A 20026-nucleotide genomic window follows, 5' to 3' on the forward strand; every position below is an offset into this window, starting at 1 on the left:
GGATTGATAGTTATGAATCGAGAAGAAATCACCGATAGAATTCTTTATGGTCATTATCTCGAACAGTTGTTTGCAATAATCACTGGACGCATAGATAGATTTATCTCGGTATTACTTTTAATTTTTGGTTCAGCGATTGTGTTGAATGGAAATCCTTTCTTTTTTGGTATATCGATCGTTGTCCTTTCCGCTATTCAATCAACATACCAATTTGGCAAAAAATCAGGCGAAGCAAAGAAAAAAGCGTTTGATTATCTAAAGCTCTATACTAACGAATCTAAATTTGATGATAGTGAATTAAGAGAAAGATTATTAGAGCTGGAAAGTACCGATGACATAATATGGCCTTGTCTAGAACCGATTGCGCTACTTAAAACGCAGATCAAGTTGAATGTTGACCTCCAGTTTCAAGAAAAACTATCTTACTATCAAAAATTTATACGTTTGGTATGCGGTTGACCTCCTAAATACCAATCGGTTTTGGTGGTGTGTGCCGGAGGTATCCGGATTATATTTACCGTCATATTGGTAGTGCCCTGGTGTTAGTTTTTAACTTAATGACTGTATTTTGGTTATTTCACACACCCCAAAAACGACTGTTTGGGTGTTTTATGGTTCCATCTTTTAGCGTAATAAAGATAATTATTGGTATTTTGTGACCGTAGGTTAGTAAAAATCACTCACCATAGGCCACTTCGCAAAATGACCTATAATTAGTGTTTTTTGCGTTTGTACAGTCTGGGATGGCTGCCTGTCCCTTGACATTGCTGTCCTGCAAAGAGCGGATCGCACTCTATGCAACGTGCATACCTGCACTCATACAGACATAACGCGCTGTACATTCCGACTTTCTAAATTGTTAAAGAGCAGGTAATAGTTCTATCTGTTAGTATTTTAAATATACTATAAAAATAGTATTTGTAAACATATAAAAATGTATTTTTCCGTATGTGATTGTTAATTATTGAAAAGTTTTTGATTTTTTTTACTTATTTGATAGTAATGCAGAAGGGGTTTAAGCTATCTAGAGGAATATTAAGGGGATAATAGTTAGTAGAGAGTTCAAATATGAACTCTCTATTGGTTGCAATGGTTAGCGTTTTCTACGATAAATGCGGTGTTCAACCATTACACCGACTATATGCATGTTATGTTCGGATGCTCGCAATGTTGGATAATCGGTATTTAAGGGCACTAACTCAAAATCATTGACTCCAACACCTAGTGGTCTAAATTTTTTGAATGTTCCTGCGTTATTACTATTTTTTGCAAAGACAAATTCACCTGGGATAGGTTCAATTGCTGTGTCTATAACAACCAGATCTCCCTCTTCAAATTCAGGTTTCATACTATCACCTTCAATATGTAAAGCAAATGAATTGTCACTAACGCTGTCATTGACCAGTGTATATTCATAATTACTTGTTTCGTCGGTAATCAAATCTTTCTCCTTGTAACACGCGGCTTGCATGTAGTTGAGTAAAGGAATACTTTTGGAGTTAGATGTGATTTCTGCTAACGGCATTATGTTTTTACCATTTAAGAGCCATTCGGGGTTACATTGCAGAGCTTTAGCTAGTTCTAGAATATTTCTAGGTTTATGTGTTCTACCATTCTCTATGGACTCTATTGATTGTTGGCTAATACCTATTGAGTTTGCTAGCTCTAATTGAGTTAACCCTAACGCTTTTCGTCTTTGTTTCATTCTTGATGCTATAGTCATAATTTTCCCCAAAGTATAATTTTTTACTTATTTACTATCTATTAATACTAATTTTGTTGTATTTGACAAACACATTTATTGGTGATTGAATACTAATAAAATAGTTATTAAATACTGTTAATGAGGTATTAACGTGACTTTAGGAAATAGGGTAAAAAATAGACGTAAAGCTTTAGGGTTAACCCAAAGCGTTCTGGCAAAACATGTTGGTTTATCTCAACAAGCTATAAATAAAATAGAAGATGACATTATTTGTCGTCCTCGTTTCATTTTAGAATTAGCTCATGTTCTTGAGTGTGATCCCGAATGGTTGCTTAAAGGTTCTGCTTCAAACACTAAGGCCAAATAACCCATGCAAATCAATTATTCTGTCGGGCGTAGTGTGAGTGATCAGCGCCCGAGTCCTGCTGTTGCTGGCTCGTATGACGAGCGTGATCACCTAAAAACATGGGGTGCGTTGCCTGATGAATGGGTGCACTTCGATTTAGTCCTTGGTTATACCGATAGATTATTACCTGTGGTCTGTAATACTGAGGCTACTATTTCGCCTTCCAGTAAAATGAAAGTACTAGGTAAAACGCCCTCAATCTATAATTCTCAGCGACAAGTTATTGGTATAACCGAATGGACTAACAAATCTTCCTCAGGGGCAGATATTGAAAAATGGATGATGGAGCCTGATTACGGTATCTGTGTCAAAACGGGCTCTGGCATAGTAGCACTGGATTGTGATAGTGACGATGTTGATGTCCAAGCACGTATCCAGGCCTTTATGCTACAGTCCTTTGGTCAAATCCCACCACGCCGTTTTCGAAATAACAGTAACAAATGTCTTTACCTCATCGCAGTAGAAGGTGAGTTTTCTAAACGTTTACATCGATTAAAAAACGATTTGGGGATCATTGAGCTTCTCGCTAAAGGGCAACAATTTGTCGCTATGGGGACACATCCTAGCGGTGCGAGGCTTCGATGGGATAATGATTTACCGTCTGAACCTTTTATGATCACTGAAAAACAATTGAATGATTTTTGGAAGGACTTAGCGGATGAATTGCCCGTTGTGTCGTCGTCAGAGTCTGATCGCGTAGGTAAAGTAAGAGACCGTTCGATCGTAACGCCTAATGCAACCGATGAAGTCGCTGAGTTCTTGGATAGCCAGGGGCTAACACTAGACTATGGGCGTAATGGTGAACGCTATATCACTTGCCCTTTTGAAAGCGGACATAGCACTGATAGTGGGGTCACCAGTACGGCGTATTTCCCTAAAAATACAGCGGGGTTTGAAGTAGGGCATTTCAAATGTCTTCATGCCAGTTGTGCACATCGAAACGATGGCGATTTCTTGCACGCTATTGGGTTTGGTAAAGATGATTTTGATGATCTGTCGGATAATAAAACTGAAGAGGGTTTTACCGATATCAATATGGATATGACAAGTCATTTCCTTGAGCGTTTCATTTATGTGATTGAAGGTGATCAGGTCTGTGACCTACTACGGCCTCCTTATAATTGTGTGATGGAGATGCGATCGTTTAAAAATCTGATGGCGCCTTTTCAAATACCATCAATAAGTAAAAAAGGTCAACTAACTTCTGCAACGAAACGCTGGATAGAGCATCCTAAAAAACAAGTGGCTGAGTGTGTGGGGTATCAACCTGGAAAAGATAGGTTAGTGCAACGTCCTGACGGGCGTTTTGAAATTAATCAATTCTATATGCCAAAGCATAAAAAAAACTTAAACACAGGTAAGACTGAGATCTTTCTCAACCATATGAATTATTTAGTGCCAGACGAATGGCAACGTAAGTTTTTCATTGCACGTCTGGCATGGTTTGTTCAGCATCCAGAACGTAGATGTCTTATATCCATATTGCATGTGGCCACTGCACATGGTACAGGCAGGGGGTGGATTAGCCAATTAATGGAAAAAGTGTTAGGAGCATGGAACTGCTCCCGAACACGTATGAATGTCTTGTGCGATAACCAGTATCACGATTATTTGTACCATACGTTATTATGCACTGTAGATGAAGTTAAGGAAAACACTAAAAGGTATGAGGTTAATGACAAAATCCGTGATGTGCTGACAGAGTCTCGTTTTGAGGTTAACAGGAAATACGGACGAAAAATGACTATTGATATATTTACAGGATTTCTTTTTTACACTAACCATTATGATGCTTTAGCATTACCAGAGGAAGATCGACGCATCGCGGTTCTTGGAGGGCCTGATACTGCCGCTAATGAAGATCACTATGCCGAGTTATATAGTGCACTTAGCGATAATGATTTTATCGCACAGGTGTATTGGTATCTGATGAGTGTTGATATATCGAAGTTTAATTGGCAACGTGCCCCCAATACCAAAGAACGCCAATTAATGATCGAAAGCAATAAAAGTGATATTGAAGTTGCGATTATTACGCTTCTAGAGAATCCCCCAGTACCGGCTATGACCTATCAGCAAATAGTCAATGAAGTTATCAAAGAAATTGGATTGGAAGCTGAAATTAACCAGAAACATATTACTCGAATTTTAAAAGAAAAAACGAAGCGGCCTGTTACCAAATTAGTAAAAATTAAAGGTATAGCCTACCGTTTTTGGATATTGGAAAAAAATCGCGAATTTAGTAGTGCTGAATTACGTGGGATTTTTGAAACTTATGAAAAATTGCAAGGGCAAAGTTTATAAAACAAAAAATTCCACTGCAAAAAAGGTAACAGGTAACAGTTAAAAAAAAGATTTTTGACTAATTAAGTGCAAGGGGTAACTGATAGGTAACAGATAAAAGGATAACTGTTACCTCTATTTTTTAGATTAAAATCATAACTTTAAGTGAAAAAGGTAACAGGTAACAGTTGTTTTAAACATATAACACGCGAGATGTGGTGCATACGTACCCTATGTTACTTGTGTATATAGAGTTGAAAATAAGTGTTACCTGTTACCTAAATAGTCGTAAAGCCTTATAGCAAAAGGGGTTAAGGTAGGTAACAGTTAACTTTTTATCTGTTACCTACCTGTTACCTCAAAATTTTAAATAATTTAGAAAAGGAAAATAGAATGAAAATCGTGACCAATACGGATACGAGTTTCGCACCAATAAGAAAACGCTCTATTTTTAAGTTTAATTAAGCATAATATATAAATAGAAAAAATCTCATAAATTAAAAACAACTTATTGTAATTTAAGTGAATTTATACGTCTTAGTAAGTTAAAGATTAATCATTGTTTTGAAGCCATTTCTAGAATTTTATATGCCCGTGCGAAACTCGTGACGGATTTAGATTTGTTATGCCCAAAATGTAGTAGTTCTTATTTAACCCACGATGCGGTTCACGTGTTTAACAGAAAGAGAAACAGTAAGTATGGACAGCATATAACGGTATATCACGGTGATATACACCAAGATATACACCAAGATATACACCAAGATACATACATGACTGATAGCCCTTCTCCTAAACGTAATGGTGTTCGTTTGAAATTTAGGTGTGAAGAATGTACTACATGGTTTTACTTAGTGTTATCGGAACATGAAGAAGGGACAAAAATGTTCTGGGAGAAAGCGGAGAAGCAGTATGCTCATTACAGACGCATACGGGGATATGAAGATTAAATTAGTAAAAACATTGCCGTTCACAACAGGAGCGAAAAGATCATGAGCAGAGACATAGAGAAAATACTACTCCACTGGGGCGGCTGGTGTGCGGGTGATCCGTATGCCTCGGTGAGCTGGTTGCCTGTGGCATCCGGCTTTAATCGCCTCATGCCGTTTGCAGGCGCAAATCGCTTATCGTGCAGTGATGCGGACGGGCTGGTGATTGATGTGTGCGTCAGTCGGCTTAACACGGTGGGTATGACAAGAGAGTTGAGCTACATCGAGGATTATTACATCAGAGGCATATCCAAGCGTGCCATTGCGCGAAAGTTTGCGGTACGCGAGGATGAGGTGCGAAAACGAATGCAAATTGCGGAAGGATTTATTTTAACCTGAGTTCGGGATAAGCATTATCAATTATACTTGAAGATACGTACCTGCAACAGGTATCTTTGGTTTAGATGGCATTAAACAATATGCAACCAGTCCGCCTAATAAATTCACTACAAAGTTAGCCGGAGAGCGATGTCGCGTATGCTCTATTTGACAAAGATTTTTTAACTCATCAAATACCGTTTCAATGACAGAACGATGACGCAAGATGGCTTTGTCGAAACAAGTCTGTTTAATAGGCTTCATTTTCTTCTTGATATTCGTTATAAGGCTAATTCCCATCGTTTTGAGTTGCTGTTTCAGTGAAGCCGATAAATACCCTTTATCTGCGTACAAACAACCAGAAAGATCCTTTGTCAGCTCAGGCAATGGTTTCCGATCATCGGTGTTTCCTGGTGTGAGTCGAAAACTGAGTATTTCCCCCAAATGATTGATAATTACATGAAGCTTGAAACCAAAGAACCAACCTGTTGAATTTTTTCCCCGTTCAGCTATCCCATTGAAGACTTTATGTCTGCGGATCCGTAAGTTATCACACACCGCTATCGGAGTAGAATCGGCAACCGATAGCCCCGTGCATTTTCCCTTAATTGACTCAAACAGTGCCGTTAACGCTAAGGCACTACGCGGAAGTAACTCTACACAGCGTGAATAGGATGGCAAGTTAGGAAATTCCTTCCGGAGATATAAGCGGACATAATAGAGATAAAATACCTTGAATTGCCTGAATCGGAGTTGATGAAACAACACAACCAGTGTCATCATTTCCGCCAACGAAAGCTGAGTAGACCGTCTACGACGCTTAGTACCGTTAGTCAGCAAATATTCATGCATTTTTGGCTCGAAGTCTTTGCAAAAATCATCCATCAGGCAATAAAGTTCAGTAAGATTTTCCATAATTGTTTAACAATGCTCTACTCTTTAACCAGACTGTTAGAGTATTTTAACAAAACAGGCTCATTCAACTATTTGAATATCAAGACTTTCTCTTTATTTCTTATCCCGAACTCAGGTTATTTTAGGATGCTTAGAAACCCTTGATATTCAATTAGATATCGACATATTGTACAAATATCATACAAGCAGTTATCAAACACTAGTGCGGCCGCAAAAGGTATGCTAAAGTGCCCATGATGAATTTTTGCGTCCAGCGGATGGCCACCGTTGGTAAGCATTAAAATAATTTTTGAGTTAAGCGTTAAATCGAAAAAAAAAATGAAACGAGAATTTACGCCTGGAAAATATCAATACTGTCCCAAGTGCGGTTCAGTTTTAGAACCTAGATGGGAGCAAGTTGAATACCTTAACGGCTGGATAGGCGAAGGCGATTGTTCAAAATGCAATCAGTCAAGTGTTTACATATCAGGAAGTAAACAGTTCCTACGAGAAGCTCGAAAAATGGTTGAAAAACCTAATTGATTCTGAAATCAAATTAATGTCGCATTGAGACACTAATAAGGTCTGAAAAAACATCAAGTTTATTTAGACATAAATTTAATAAGCCTTGCTTTTGCGGGGCTTTTTCGTTTTACGCCACCGCAACACTTACAGATAAAATAGCCTAAACAAGTAAGGCGGTTGGCTCCCTATTTAATTCAAAGCAATGGAACCCTCAATAGGAGGGTATATGCGCATGTCTGAAAAATACTCAACACCTGCGGCCTATCTCTGGGGCATCATGACCACCATCGGTGGTGTTACAACAACGATTTTTGATTTTTTAACCCTTGACCAGTGGGTAGCTGTGATGGGTATCGGCTGCACGATAGGGACATTTTTTATCAACGTGTACTACCGCCGAAGGGAGTACAAACTCAAGGAGCGTCAGTATGAAAATACCGAAAAAAATAGTGATGGCAACCGGCGGTAGCGCGTTATTTCTGGCGTCAAGCATGATAACGCATTTTGAAGGGTTGAGACTTAAGCCCTATTTTGACGGTGGCGGTATTCTTTCTGTCTGTTATGGGCACACAGGTAACGATATTAAACGTAATCGAACGTATACCAAAACCGAATGTGATAAGTGGCTTGATGACGATTTGAAAGTGGTTAAGCGGTATGTTGACCCGTTGATTAAGGTCAATATCACTACACTCACTCAAGCTGCCCTTTACTCATTTGCCTACAACGTGGGCGTGGGGAATTTTACCAAATCCACGTTACTCAAAAAGCTCAACGCGAATGACCGAACGGGGGCTTGTGATGAGATGAAGCGATGGGTTTATGTGAAAGGTGAAGTCTGGAAAGGGCTAATGACCCGTCGGGAAATAGAGAGTGTAATATGTTATGGCGCCCTTACACATTTATCGTAGTGATGATTGTCGCATTGGTTTTATCACTCGTTTTTCTCAACAGCCGTTACAAAACCGTCAAGCAAAACTATCAAACGCTAAAACAGAAATATCACGAGCAAATTGAAGCGTTGGAATTGGAGCAGCAGAAGATAGAAGCCTTGCGCCAACTCGATATTAAACACACCGAGGAACTCAATAATGCTAAAGCGGAAATTGATAAGCTCAATGATGCTGTGCGTGCTGGCACTAAGCGGTTGCGCGTCAATGCCGTGTGTCATACATCCAAAACCGTTACCGCCCAGAGTCGACATGATGAAGCCACACCACAACTTGGTGAGGCAGCTAGACAAGATTATTTCCATCTCAGAGAAATGATAGTTGAGAATGAGAAGCAGACGGAATATCTACAGCAGTACATCAAAACACAGTGTCAATGAAGCAATAAGCGTGTTGTCGATTGAAATTAAGCAAAATAAATTATATTAACTTAGTAGGAGGGTAACCAATGGCGGCATTATCTCCAGAGGTTAAGGCCTTCATCGTGCAGTCATTAGCCTGTTTCGATAGCCCAACGCAAGTGCTCAAACAGGTGAAACTGGAATTTGGATTAACTCTCACCGTACAGCAGGTCTCTTCCTATGACCCCACAAAAGCGATTGGAAAAAGCCTTGGTCAAAAATGGGTTGATCTCTTTCACTTCACGCGAGAGCGATTCAAAAAAGAGATTAGTGATATTCCTATTGCCAATAAAGCGTATCGACTGCGGGTGTTAAACCGTATGGCGATTCGAACAGAGTCGATGGATAATTTTTTACTCACGGCGAAAATGATAGAGCAAGCCGCTAAAGAGTGCGGCGATGCATATACCAATAAACAGAAAATAGAACATTCAGGAACTTCACAGAGCCAGGTTGAATTAATCACCCATGACATGACCCCCGAACAGGCGGCAGAAGCCTATAAAAAATTGATGGGGTAACGGGTTAAAATGGATATATTATTTTTACCATAAATAATGTTGAAGTAAAAATATCAATTACTATCAATATAGTATGTAAATTAACTACCTGTTTAATATTTTTTATGTACGTATTTATGTGCGATATATTTTTTTGACTCGCCTTTTCCCGGACAAATTCCCATGCCATTACCGTTCCCTTTTGACTTTAAAAAGCCGGATTATGCCCAGGTGTTTGAGTGGCGTGCAGAACGCTTGAAACGCCTTCGCGAGCAGCCGGAAAGTTTTAAACCATTAACCCGATTTTACAAGGATAATCCCGCGCAGTTTATTATCGACTGGGGTATGACCACAGACCCACGTAACATTGATTATGGGCTACCGGTGACTATTCCTTTTTTGCTTTTCCCCAAACAGGAAGCCTGGATTGACTGGATAATGACCCGTTGGCGTGAGCGTGAGAACGGCATTACCGAAAAAAGCCGCGAAATGGGCTTAAGCTGGACGTCAATTGCGTTGGCCTGTGCGTTATGCCTCTTCAACAAGGAAATGGTCATTGGCTTTGGGTCACGCAAAGAAGAGTATGTTGACAGCACGGGTGACCCGAAAGCGCTATTTTGGAAAGCGCGCAAGTTTGTGGAAACGCTACCTCAAGAATTCAGGGGGGGATGGGAAGCGAAAAAGCATGCGCCTTATATGCGGGTCAATTTCCCAAACACTGGCGCCATTATCAAAGGTGAAGCAGGGGATAATATCGGACGGGGCGACCGCACAACACTCTATTTTGTCGATGAAGCCGCTTTTTTACCGCGTCCGTTACTGATTGATGCCGCCTTATCGCAAACGACTCGCTGTCGCATTGATTTAAGCTCGGTCAATGGTATGGCTAACCCGTTTGCTCAAAAACGTCACAGTGGCCGTATTCCGGTGTTTACTTTTCATTGGCGCAGTGACCCGCGTAAAGATGATTCGTGGTACGAAAAAGAGTGTCTGAAAATTGATAATCCGGTCATTGTGGCGCAAGAGCTGGATTTGAACTATCAGGCGTCGGTTGAAGGTGTCTTGATTCCAGCAGAGTGGGTACAGGCGGCGATTGATGCCCACACAAAACTGGGTATTAAGCCCACTGGTATACGCTTAGGCGCTTTTGATGTGGCGGATGAGGGCAAAGACAAGAACGCTTTTTCTTGGCGTCATGGCTTCTTGCTTGAAGGCATTGAGGAATGGTCGGGAAAAGGCAGTGATATTTTTGGCAGTGTTGAGAGCGTTTTCCAATTAGCCGATAAATATCAGCTTGAAAGTTTTCGCTTTGATGAAGATGGATTAGGGGCTGGTGTGCGAGGCGATGCACGTATTATCAATGACCAGCGCAGACAAAGAAGAGCTGCACGTATTGACGCCGTGCCATTTCGCGGTAGTGGTGGGGTATTTGATCCGGATAAAGAGGCGGTTGCTGGATTTGATGGACAAAACGCCCGATTAAACAAGGATTTTTTCGCTAATGCCAAAGCACAAAGTTGGTGGCATTTACGCAAACGCTTTCAAAATGTCTATCGTGCGGTAGTGGAAAAACAACCCTTCAAACCGGATGAACTGATTGCCATTAATGGCGCAATGCGACTCAAAGACAAACTGATTGTTGAGCTATCGCAACCAACCTATTCCATTAACGCGGTGGGAAAAATTGTGATTGATAAACAACCCGATGGCACAAAGTCACCGAATCTCGCCGATTCGGTGATGATTAACTTTGCCCCAATGAACACGTCACTTGAAATTTGGTCACTACTGGGCAGGAGCGCATGACAAAAAAGAAAAAATCACACTCTCAAAAAACCGTTGACGGGTATGAGAATTTTACCGCCCGAGTCGGGATGCAAACCCCCAATCAACATGCGGATTCGACTTATCGCCCTGATTGGACAAGTCGGAACCGGTTATTACTGGAGTATGCTTACCGCTCGTCATGGATAATTGGTGCGGCGGTCGATACTGTCGCCGATGATATGACGCGAAAAGGTGTGCGTATCACCTCGCAAATGGAGTCGAGCGATAAAGGTGCAATCGAATCCTTATTTGATGAACTGGAAATCTGGGAAAGCCTGAATAACGCGATCAAGTGGTCACGGCTCTACGGCGGCGCATTAGGGCTTATTCTGATAGAAGGGCAAGCGCCGTTTACGCCATTACGCGTTGAGACGATAGGACAAGGTAAATTCAAAGGTATTTTACCGCTTGACCGTTGGCAGGTTAACCCCGATTTGAATCGGCGTATCAAAACGTTAAGCAAGGACTTAGGGAAACCCGAATTCTACGACATTGTGACCGTTGAGAACGGCATCCCCGCCTGGAAAGTGCATCATAGCCGCCTGATCCGTTTTGACGGTGTGACGCTCCCTTATCAGCAAGCCAAAACCGAGAATGAGTGGGGTATGTCGGTCATTGAACGTATTTTCGACCGGTTAACCGCTTTTGACAGCACCACAACCGGCATTGCGCAATTGGTGTATAAAGCGCATTTACGAACCTTCAAAGTAACAAAATTACGTGAAATTATCGGCTTTGGTGGCGAGCAATATGAAGCACTAATGAAACACATGAACATGATACGTCAATACCAGAGTAACGAAGGGCTGACGCTCATGGACGCTGACGATACCTTTGAAACGCATAGCTATTCGTTTTCAGGATTGGATAACGTGCTGGCGCGCTTTGCTGAACAAATCAGTGGGGCAACCGGCATTCCACTGGTTCGTCTGTTTGGACAGTCGCCATCAGGCTTTAATACCGGCGATGCCGATTTAGCCAATTACTACGACAACATCGCGACACAACAATCAAGGCGCCTCAAGCAACCGTTACGAAAGTTATTTGAGATAGCGCAGCGCATCAATCGGCATTAGGTAAACCGTTACCCGATGATTTTACGTTTGCCTTTAATCCGCTGTGGCAAATGTCCGACATGGATAAGTCTACCGCCGCGGTTAACATGATTAATGCGCTCAATGCCGCGCAGGATGGCGGCATGTTGTCAGCAAAAGCGGCTATGTCGTCGCTACGGGATTTGTCCGATGTTATCAGTATAGGCAGTACCATCACCGATGAGGACATAGCGAATGAGGAAGAAGAAGCACCGCCAAGGCTCAGTGCTGTCCACGCACCAACGGTCAAAACGGGCGGAAACCCAATATCGAACGAGCCTTAGTCAAGTTGCTCGTAAAATCGGGGCTATCATCAATCAACAATACGACGGTTCGAATGATTCAGTGCTAGACATTCAGCAAGCATTAGCGGATTACAGCGAACTTATCGAGAGTTGGGCAAGGCGGGTAGCGACAAAGTTTGTCGAAACCGTATCACAAGATAATGCGAAGTTGTGGCAGCAACATAGCCATGAAATGCGCAGAGAACTCAAGCAATTGATTGCTCAAGCGCCAGTAGGTCATGTGATGCAATCACTTGTTCATGAGCAAATCAAGTACATTAAATCGCTGCCCATTGAAGCCGCTGATAGAGTTTATGACATCCAAAACCGAGCGATTGCAGCGGTAGTGAACGGTGAACGGCCTGAACATTTTACTGCGATGATAGCGCAATCCGGCGAAGTGACGGCGTCGCGGGCAAAAATGCTAGCCCGCACCGAATTAGGCCGAGCGACGCAAGCCCTAACGCAAGCGAGAGCACTGGCAATAGGATCAACAGGCTATATCTGGCGCACCGCAAATGATGGCGATGTAAGGCACTCTCATAAACAACTGGAAGGGCAGTTTGTCAATTGGCATAACCCACCTACCTTGGATGGGTTGACAGGGCACGCTGGGGCATTACCCAATTGCCGTTGCTACTGTGAAGTCTCTTTTTCTGACAGATAACATCATGAAATATTTTTTTAAAACCCGTCTGGGTAACACCCGTTATCAGATGGCGGACGGCTCGCTACTGTGTAAAAACGTTCCGATTGCCCGAACAGGCACGCAAGTTTATTTCGCCTTGGATTTGCCGAATCTGACGCCTGACAATCGTGGCCAAATTCTCGTTGAAAGAAGTAAAGATGAAGTTTTTCGTCCTGAAACGCTGGCCTCGTTTGAAGGTATGAGTGTCACGCTGCTGCATCCCGAAGATGGGGAAGGCAATGTCATTTTTGTTGACACCGACAATTGGCGCGATTTAGCGCAAGGGCATGTACAAAACGTCAGACGCGGAGAAGGGGAACAGGCGGATTTGATAATCGCGGATTTAATTATCAAAGATGCGCTTGCAATCGAGGAAATTAATCACGGCAACGACGAAGTCTCGTGTGGCTATGATGCGCAATACGAACAGATTGCGCCTGGCATCGCACGGCAATATGAAATCGTTGGCAATCATGTCGCTCTGGTACCTAAAGGCCGAGCGGGAATACGATGTGCAATTGGAGACAGTATGTCAAACAAAACACAAACCTGGTTCAAACGGCTGTTAAGTGCCCATCGCACGAAAGATGCTGTGGCCATGGAATCAGTGCTCAATAACGCGCCCGAGTCAATTACAGGGGATGAAGGGACAGAGGAACTACCGAAGGCGATTAATATCAACATTAATCCCCAAGGTGTCAACCCGCCCGAGCAACCAATATCAACGACGGATGACACGCCTGATTATATTGAGGCGATATTAAAGCGACTCGATGTGCTTGAAGGTAAAACCGCCGATAGTGACGATAAACCGGAGGATAAAACAGTGGGTACGGTTGATGACGAGGAAAAAAACGAAAAGGCAGAAACCATTACCGGCGATGCAGCATATAAAGCAGAGTTGATTATGCCAGGGGTAGCCCTTTCAACACCGGTAAAACCCACGGCCTTTAAACGTCAGGTGTTAGCCAATGCAGACCAAACTATTGTGCGCGCTATTGTCGGCGATGCGGAAATTAACCGATTATCCAAGCGCACGGTGGATATGGCGTTTAATGCGGTGGCAGAACTTTCGAAAAACCGCAATACCGCAAACACCTTCACGACAGATTCACTCCGAAAATCCGGCAATGCGATTGCCGATTTAAACAAGTTAAATGCCGAATTTTGGGCAACACGAGGCAAATAAAAATGATGAAACCCTATTTATACCGGATGCCAGTGGGTATCGCCGGTGCAATCTCACGCTATCGGGATTTAACCACCGAACCGGTGTTACTAAAATCTAAAGACGGTTTTCCGGACTATGGACTAGCAGGTAAATATGACGGCGATTATTTTGTGCCGCTTGCTGAAAATGACACGGCAGACGTCATCAAAGGCATTTATATTCGCCCTTATCCAACGACGCAAACGCAGGATTTTATCCGGCAAGTCGGCAAAGAGAAAAATTTTACTGGCGATGCGCTAAAACGCGGCTATGTCTTGGTGAATGTCGGTGTGGATAGTCAACAGGTTAAAAAAGGCGCCAAGGTCTATGTGCGAGTGGCAGGGGCAACGGATAAAAGCCCACTAGGCGCTATTTTGATTGCCGAAGAGAAAACGGGATCAGGGGCGGCCGAAAAAATTAATACCGTGATATTGGCTAATGCCGAATTTACCGGACACGGTGATGCTGACGGCAACGTTGAAATATCGTATAAAATTTGAGGGATTCATACATGTTAACTTTTGACCAACGCACAATCGACTCAACCGGTGCGTTTCTTATCGGTGAGCTTGAGCGTTTAGACCAAAGCATTAATCTGCCTTTAGTACAATATACCTATAGTCGGGATATTCAATTGCGCGAAGATGTGTCCATTGCTGATGACATCTCAAGTTTTACCCGTACCGGATTTGCCGCCGCAGGGACAGGCGCTAACCCTAACGGTAAAAACTGGATAGGTAAGGATTCTACCGCCATTGCGGGTGTGAATATCGATATCCAAAAGGAAGGATTCCCATTGCAACTTTGGGGGATGGAGCTTGGATGGACAGTCGTAGAATTAGAGGCGGCAAGGCAAGTTGGTCGTCCGGTTGATGCCCAAAAACACGACGGTATGCGCCTAAAGTGGAACATGGACATTGACGAGCAAGTCTATGTCGGTGATACCGCCATGAATGTAAAAGGATTGCTCAATCTCGATAATATCAAGACCAATAACGCCGCCAAAGCGTGGTGCCAGTCAACAGCCGATGAAATTCGCGACAGCATCAACAAAATATTAAGCGATGCATGGGCTGCTTCTGCATATTCGATGGTGCCAACGGATTTACTGATTCCGCCTGAACAGTTTGCATTACTCTCTACTATCTTGGTATCCAGTGCGGGTAACCAGTCATTACTGACGTACCTGAAAACCAATACCATTGCGTATCATCAAAACGGTATCCCGCTGAATATTCGTGCAGTGAAATGGCTAAAAGGCCGTGGCGTAGGCAATAAAGATAGAATGGTGGCCTATACCAATGAAAAGCAGTACGTACGCTTCCCAATGGTGCCACTACAAAGCATTCCCATTCAATACCGTGGAATATATCAGCTGACTACCTATTATGGTCGTCTGGGGGCTGTTGAGCCGGTTTATCGTGAAACCCTCGCTTATTGCGACGGTATCTAAGCCCCTATATAGGGGCTTCATTTTTGGAGTTCATTTATGAAAATTCAGGTACATACCCCTTTTACGCTTACCCATGAATCCGGTGAGCGAACCGATTTTGATGTGGGTATTCATGAGGTAAGCAAAAGCACGGCGGAACATTGGTTTACCGAGGCGCATAGTATTGTCCTTAATCCCGTAAAAGCGCCCGTTAAAGAACAAACCAAAGAAAACGTGAATACCAAGAATAAAAAAAAGGGAAAAGACACAAGCAAACAGGAACCTGAAAGTAAAGAGGATATCGATGAGTCAACGGAACAAACACCTACCGACGATACCGCAATTCCGTAATGATTTTCCCCCGTTTAACGATGAGGTTAAATTCCCCGATGCGCAAATTCAGCTTCGTTTAAATTTAGCAGACAAATTCCTCAGTGAAAATGTGTCAGGGAGTGAGGTTTTTCCTTACTGGGTGGGGTTATTTGTTGCGCATTACCTCACGCTTTATGCCATGGATACACGATCTTTACAGGCAGGGGGAGTAGGGGGATCAAGTTCAGGCGTGGCAACCGCTAAGTCAGTGGATAAGGTGAGTGTCAGCTATGACAACAGCATGACGCTCAACCCCAATGCGGGATTCTGGAATAACACCCGTTATGGTGCGGAGTTTTACCAATGGGTGCTTATGTTTGGCGCAGGGGGGCGGCAATTATGAAAAGTGGTGTCACCTTACGTATGGACAACACGGGTAAATTGTTTGATGCCCTCGTTCAACTTGGTAAAAAAGAGGTACTGGTCGGCATTCCGGCTGAAAATAACGACCGTGAGGATACCCCTTTTAGCAATGCGGCTATTGGTTATCTCAACGAGTTTGGCTCGCCGGCTAAAAACATTCCGGCTAGACCGCATTTGATACCCGGCATTCGTTCAGTGGAAACTAAAACAACCTCGGAACTTAAAATAGCCGCTAAAGCCATTTTGGATTCTCAACCGGATAAAGCAGAGCAAGGATTAAATCGAGCAGGTCAAATCGCGGTTCAAGGGGTACAAGCCGTCATTACCCAAAGCAATTTTACCCCACTGGCTGACAGTACATTAGCTGCCCGGGCACGACGAGGACGTAAAGGGGCGGCGCAAGCGCTTGAAAATCGAAAAGCCGGTTTACCGCCCGATAACAACAACGCTAAACCGCTGATTGATACGGGAACCTATCGGCGTGCTATCACTTATGTTGTGAGGAAGAAAAATGCCAATGCTTGATGTAACCGATGTGCTTTTTGATCCAGATTTTTGCGATACCTCGCTCACTTACACACGACGGGAAATTTTGATTGATGATGAAGGTATTACCTCGACAAAAGAAAGTACGTATCCTTTTTCAGGTGTCGTTACTGTAGATAGTTCAATTGAAGCGCAAATACGGACATCGGGTCAACTGGTGAGTGGTCGAATACTGGTGGTGACCACCACCCGATTAATAGCCGGTGAAACCCATCATATTGGCGATATTGTCATTTATCAGGGGCGCAAATATCTGGTCAAATCCGTCGATCCTTACACCGCTTATGGTGCGGGATTTGTTCAGGCGCATTGTGAACTGATGCCGTTAGACGGAGGTACCGCGTATGAGCAATAACAGCAGTACCGAGGCAGGTTGGCTAACGCCCTTTGATGATAACGCTTTGTATAATGAAGGCTTAGAACGCCTGTTAACGCGTTGGGTTTGTGGCGTTTCTGGTTTGCCAGCAAAACACGTTTTACCTCGCTGGCAACGCGAACCGGCACCGTTGCCATCCCCTGATACCAACTGGTGTGCGTTTGGCCTCATCGATATTGAGAGTGCGGCGAATCCCGCCTTAGTCAATCAAAGCGATGAATCAAACGAACTTTGGCAGTACGAAACCTTAACGTGTATGGCCTCTTTCTACGGAAGAGAAGGTATGGTTTATGCCACGCGATTTCGTGATGGCATTATGCTCAGTCAAAACAATGCTGAACTGAATAAATTCAATCTTACACTCGGTAGCCACAGTCAAATTAGGGCGTTTCCAGAGCTTATCAATAATCAGTGGGTAAATCGTTTTGATTTCACCGTTCATCTACGTCGCAAAGTGGTACGTCGCTATCACATAAAATCCGTGAAAGATGCCGACGTTACATTTTTTGGAGAAAAATAAATGTCTAAAGGTTTACCCATTTCAAGGGTGGTTAAGGTCACGCTTGATATGTCACCCCGTGCCGCAAGCAGCCGCAATTTCGGTTCACTGCTGATTGTCGGTGACTCACCCGTTATCGATCCGCTTGAGCGATTACGGGCGTATTCCAATATTGAGGAAGTCGCCAATGATTTTGGTACAACCGCACCCGAGTATCAGGCGGCTTCACTCTATTACCAGCAGTCACCAAAACCCGTCGATCTATATGTTGGCCGATGGGTGAAATCAGCTTCACCAGCCTTGTTGCGTGGGAGCATATTAACCGAGGAAGAATCAACAATAAGTAATTTCACTTCCATTACTGACGGCGCAATGGTTATCAGTGTTAACGGCAAGAATGTGAAATTAACTGGTATCAATTTTTCGCAAGAAACCAATTTAAACGGTGTCGCTGCAAGAATTAGTGAAAAAATGACTACCTCCACGATGACATGGAGCAGTAATGATCGCCGATTTGTTGTCACCTCCAATACGGCCGGTCAAACCGGTTCAGTCGGATTTGCGTCTCCACCGGAATCCGGCACTGACTTGTCGTCTATGCTGAAATTAACGCAAGAGATGGGAGCTACACCTGTCGAAGGAACTGACGGGGAAGCTATCGTGGACGCTATCGCAAAATTAGCCGATTTATCTAACGATTGGTATGGACTAGTGATAACTTCAACCCTTTCTACTGATGAAGTAAAAAATATTGCAAACTTTATCGGTGCAGCCGGTAGCTCACGCATTTTTGGTTACACTACGCAAGATACCGCCGTACTGGATAGCGCAAAAGAAGATGATATTGCCTCTATGTTAAAAAAGGCGAAATATCAACGGGTTTTTACCCAGTATTCCTCATCAACACCCTATGCGGCGGCATCGGCTTTTGGTCGGGCGTTTTCCGTGAACTTCAACGGCAATAACACCACGATCACCCTCAAATTCAAACAGGAGCCTGGTGTTAAAGCGGAGATGTTGACTACGTCACAGGCAAATACGCTGGCGGACAAAAATTGCAACGTGTTTGTCAATTACGATAACGACACTGCCATCATACAAGAAGGCGTGATGGCCGATGGTGATTTTTTCGATGAACGCCACGGCCTGGACTGGTTGCAAAACTTTGTGCAAACCAATTTGTACAATCTTTTGTATACCAGTACCACCAAAATCCCTCAAACGGAGCAAGGCAGCACGACGCTTTTAACCAATGTTGAGCAATCCCTGGCGCAGGCGGTCACTAATGGATTACTTGCACCGGGTATCTGGAACGGCGGCAGTATAGGTCAATTGGTAAGCGGAGATACGCTCACCAAAGGGTATTACGTCTATATTCAACCGCTTGCGGAGCAGGCGCAATCCGAGCGAGAAAAACGCAAAGCGCCGCCGATTCAGGTTGCCTGTAAGTTGGCCGGTGCGGTGCATTTCGCGGATGTCTTAATCACCATTGTTCGATAAGGAGAGAAAATGGCCGCTTATAGTTTTGTTAATGTTTCCGCCACGCTAACCGGCCCCACGGGGGTGATAGATTTGGGCGCTGGCTCGGCGAACTCGGAAGAAGGCATTGTGGTGACAATGACGGAAGCCAAAAACACCATGACCATTGGTGCCGATGGAGAAGGGATGCACACACTACACGGGGGGAAGTCAGGCACGGTAACCGTAAGCCTCATTAAAGCCTCGCCCGTTAACAAAAAACTGATGATCGCCTATAACGCGCAAAGCGTGTCATCAGCGCTTTGGGGTAATAATGTGATTGTGATACGCAATCCGGTATCCGGCGATATGATCACCGCGCGTAGTTGTGCTTTTCAAAAAATACCGGATTTGCAAAATGCAAAAGAGGCGAATGTTCTCGCTTGGGTATTTGACTGCATCAAGATCGACGCCTTATTAGGAGAATTCTAGTGGACATTGAAATTAACGGTCATGAGTATCGCGCGACAAAACTCAGTGTGTTTGACCAACTTAAGGTAGCGCGAAAATTATTACCCGTGTTATCCGGTTTAACCGGTGAACTACAAAAATTACAACAAGGGGAAATGCCAATGGCAGCGGTGTTACCCTCTATGGCAAATGCCATTGCGCAAATGAGCGATGAAGATTGTAACGCGATTTTGCACCCTTGTTTAGCCGTGGTTTCACGCAAAAATGCCAAGGCATGGACGCCGATTTTTCGTCAGAGCGAGTTGATGTTTGATGATATTGACTTGAAGACCCTGCTTGAGATTGTGGCACAGGTGATTGGAGACTCCCTCGGTAATTTTTTTCACGCACCCCAAGACGACGAGACAGCCAGCCTCCCACCACAGGATTAACGCT

Annotated in this window: 23 protein-coding genes and 1 pseudogene; 22 read left to right on the top strand and 2 right to left on the bottom strand. The window is 43.5% G+C overall.

The window, feature by feature from the left end:
- Positions 1-12: 12 nt before the first annotated feature.
- Positions 13-459 carry a hypothetical protein gene (locus V3224_RS26600; protein ID WP_334473468.1) on the top strand — a complete coding sequence of 149 codons (447 nt, stop codon included), beginning with the start codon at positions 13-15 and terminating at the stop codon, positions 457-459.
- Between the two features lie 634 nt (positions 460-1093).
- Here V3224_RS26600 and V3224_RS26605 read toward each other — a convergent pair.
- The gene (locus V3224_RS26605; protein WP_334473470.1) at positions 1094-1723 is read right to left on the bottom strand and encodes a LexA family protein; all 630 of its coding nucleotides are present in this window, start codon (positions 1721-1723) and stop codon (positions 1094-1096) included.
- Positions 1724-1856: 133 nt separating this feature from the next.
- On the opposite strand from V3224_RS26605, the gene V3224_RS26610 reads away from it, so the two are divergent.
- From V3224_RS26610 to V3224_RS26620, 3 genes are all read left to right on the top strand, one after another.
- The gene (locus tag V3224_RS26610; RefSeq protein ID WP_334473472.1) at positions 1857-2072 is read left to right on the top strand and encodes a helix-turn-helix domain-containing protein; all 216 of its coding nucleotides are present in this window, start codon (positions 1857-1859) and stop codon (positions 2070-2072) included.
- Positions 2073-2105: 33 nt separating this feature from the next.
- Complete coding sequence (locus V3224_RS26615) at positions 2106-4415, top strand: DUF5906 domain-containing protein (protein ID WP_334473473.1); 2310 nt, start codon at positions 2106-2108, stop codon at positions 4413-4415.
- Between the two features lie 971 nt (positions 4416-5386).
- Positions 5387-5722, top strand: a complete 336-nt coding sequence (locus V3224_RS26620) for an antiterminator Q family protein (protein ID WP_334473474.1) — start codon at positions 5387-5389, stop codon at positions 5720-5722.
- A 21-nt stretch (positions 5723-5743) separates the two neighbouring features.
- On the opposite strand, the gene V3224_RS26625 is transcribed toward V3224_RS26620, so the two are convergent.
- Complete coding sequence (locus V3224_RS26625) at positions 5744-6616, bottom strand: IS982 family transposase (protein ID WP_334467716.1); 873 nt, start codon at positions 6614-6616, stop codon at positions 5744-5746.
- Between the two features lie 736 nt (positions 6617-7352).
- On the opposite strand from V3224_RS26625, the gene V3224_RS26630 reads away from it, so the two are divergent.
- From V3224_RS26630 to V3224_RS26715, 18 genes and pseudogenes are all read left to right on the top strand, one after another.
- Positions 7353-7589: a phage holin family protein gene (locus V3224_RS26630; RefSeq protein ID WP_334473475.1), complete on the top strand. Its 237-nt coding sequence runs from the start codon at positions 7353-7355 to the stop codon at positions 7587-7589.
- Complete coding sequence (locus tag V3224_RS26635) at positions 7549-8031, top strand: lysozyme (RefSeq protein ID WP_334473477.1); 483 nt, start codon at positions 7549-7551, stop codon at positions 8029-8031. The genes V3224_RS26630 and V3224_RS26635 overlap by 41 nt, the downstream gene beginning before the upstream one ends.
- Entirely contained in the window at positions 8001-8450 is a 450-nt protein-coding gene (locus V3224_RS26640; protein ID WP_334473478.1) for a lysis protein, read from the top strand. Before V3224_RS26635 ends, V3224_RS26640 begins: the two co-directional genes overlap by 31 nt.
- 68 nt (positions 8451-8518) lie before the next feature.
- Positions 8519-8992: a DUF2280 domain-containing protein gene (locus V3224_RS26645; protein WP_334473480.1), complete on the top strand. Its 474-nt coding sequence runs from the start codon at positions 8519-8521 to the stop codon at positions 8990-8992.
- A gap of 162 nt (positions 8993-9154) precedes the next feature.
- Entirely contained in the window at positions 9155-10777 is a 1623-nt protein-coding gene (locus V3224_RS26650) for a TerL protein (protein ID WP_334473482.1), read from the top strand.
- Positions 10774-12176, top strand: a pseudogene (locus V3224_RS26655) (DUF1073 domain-containing protein). The gene V3224_RS26650 and the pseudogene V3224_RS26655 overlap by 4 nt, the downstream one beginning before the upstream one ends.
- On the top strand, positions 12088-12843 hold the full coding sequence (locus tag V3224_RS26660; RefSeq protein ID WP_334473483.1) for a phage head morphogenesis protein: 756 nt from the start codon (positions 12088-12090) through the stop codon (positions 12841-12843). Before V3224_RS26655 ends, V3224_RS26660 begins: the two are co-directional and overlap by 89 nt.
- 4 nt (positions 12844-12847) lie before the next feature.
- The gene (locus tag V3224_RS26665) at positions 12848-14053 is read left to right on the top strand and encodes a DUF2213 domain-containing protein (RefSeq protein WP_334473897.1); all 1206 of its coding nucleotides are present in this window, start codon (positions 12848-12850) and stop codon (positions 14051-14053) included.
- Positions 14054-14055: 2 nt separating this feature from the next.
- The gene (locus V3224_RS26670) at positions 14056-14574 is read left to right on the top strand and encodes a structural cement protein Gp24 (RefSeq protein ID WP_442891078.1); all 519 of its coding nucleotides are present in this window, start codon (positions 14056-14058) and stop codon (positions 14572-14574) included.
- Positions 14575-14585: 11 nt separating this feature from the next.
- Entirely contained in the window at positions 14586-15527 is a 942-nt protein-coding gene (locus V3224_RS26675; RefSeq protein ID WP_334473484.1) for a DUF2184 domain-containing protein, read from the top strand.
- A 36-nt stretch (positions 15528-15563) separates the two neighbouring features.
- Complete coding sequence (locus V3224_RS26680; protein ID WP_334473486.1) at positions 15564-15857, top strand: STY1053 family phage-associated protein; 294 nt, start codon at positions 15564-15566, stop codon at positions 15855-15857.
- Complete coding sequence (locus V3224_RS26685; protein ID WP_334473487.1) at positions 15811-16221, top strand: DUF4054 domain-containing protein; 411 nt, start codon at positions 15811-15813, stop codon at positions 16219-16221. Before V3224_RS26680 ends, V3224_RS26685 begins: the two co-directional genes overlap by 47 nt.
- On the top strand, positions 16218-16766 hold the full coding sequence (locus tag V3224_RS26690) for a hypothetical protein (protein ID WP_334473488.1): 549 nt from the start codon (positions 16218-16220) through the stop codon (positions 16764-16766). Before V3224_RS26685 ends, V3224_RS26690 begins: the two co-directional genes overlap by 4 nt.
- Positions 16753-17142, top strand: a complete 390-nt coding sequence (locus V3224_RS26695; RefSeq protein ID WP_334473489.1) for a head-tail adaptor — start codon at positions 16753-16755, stop codon at positions 17140-17142. Before V3224_RS26690 ends, V3224_RS26695 begins: the two co-directional genes overlap by 14 nt.
- Complete coding sequence (locus V3224_RS26700) at positions 17132-17683, top strand: phage neck terminator protein (protein WP_334473490.1); 552 nt, start codon at positions 17132-17134, stop codon at positions 17681-17683. The genes V3224_RS26695 and V3224_RS26700 overlap by 11 nt, the downstream gene beginning before the upstream one ends.
- The gene (locus V3224_RS26705; protein WP_334473491.1) at positions 17684-19162 is read left to right on the top strand and encodes a DUF3383 domain-containing protein; all 1479 of its coding nucleotides are present in this window, start codon (positions 17684-17686) and stop codon (positions 19160-19162) included.
- A gap of 9 nt (positions 19163-19171) precedes the next feature.
- Positions 19172-19612 carry a phage structural protein gene (locus V3224_RS26710; RefSeq protein ID WP_334473493.1) on the top strand — a complete coding sequence of 147 codons (441 nt, stop codon included), beginning with the start codon at positions 19172-19174 and terminating at the stop codon, positions 19610-19612.
- Positions 19612-20022 (top strand): phage tail assembly chaperone, encoded by a 411-nt coding sequence (locus V3224_RS26715; protein ID WP_334473494.1) that lies wholly within the window; start codon positions 19612-19614, stop codon positions 20020-20022. Before V3224_RS26710 ends, V3224_RS26715 begins: the two co-directional genes overlap by 1 nt.
- The last annotated feature ends 4 nt before the right edge of the window (positions 20023-20026 follow it).

The organism is Arsenophonus sp. PmNCSU2021_1, assembly GCF_036919435.1.
GTDB lineage: Bacteria > Pseudomonadota > Gammaproteobacteria > Enterobacterales > Enterobacteriaceae > Arsenophonus > Arsenophonus nilaparvatae.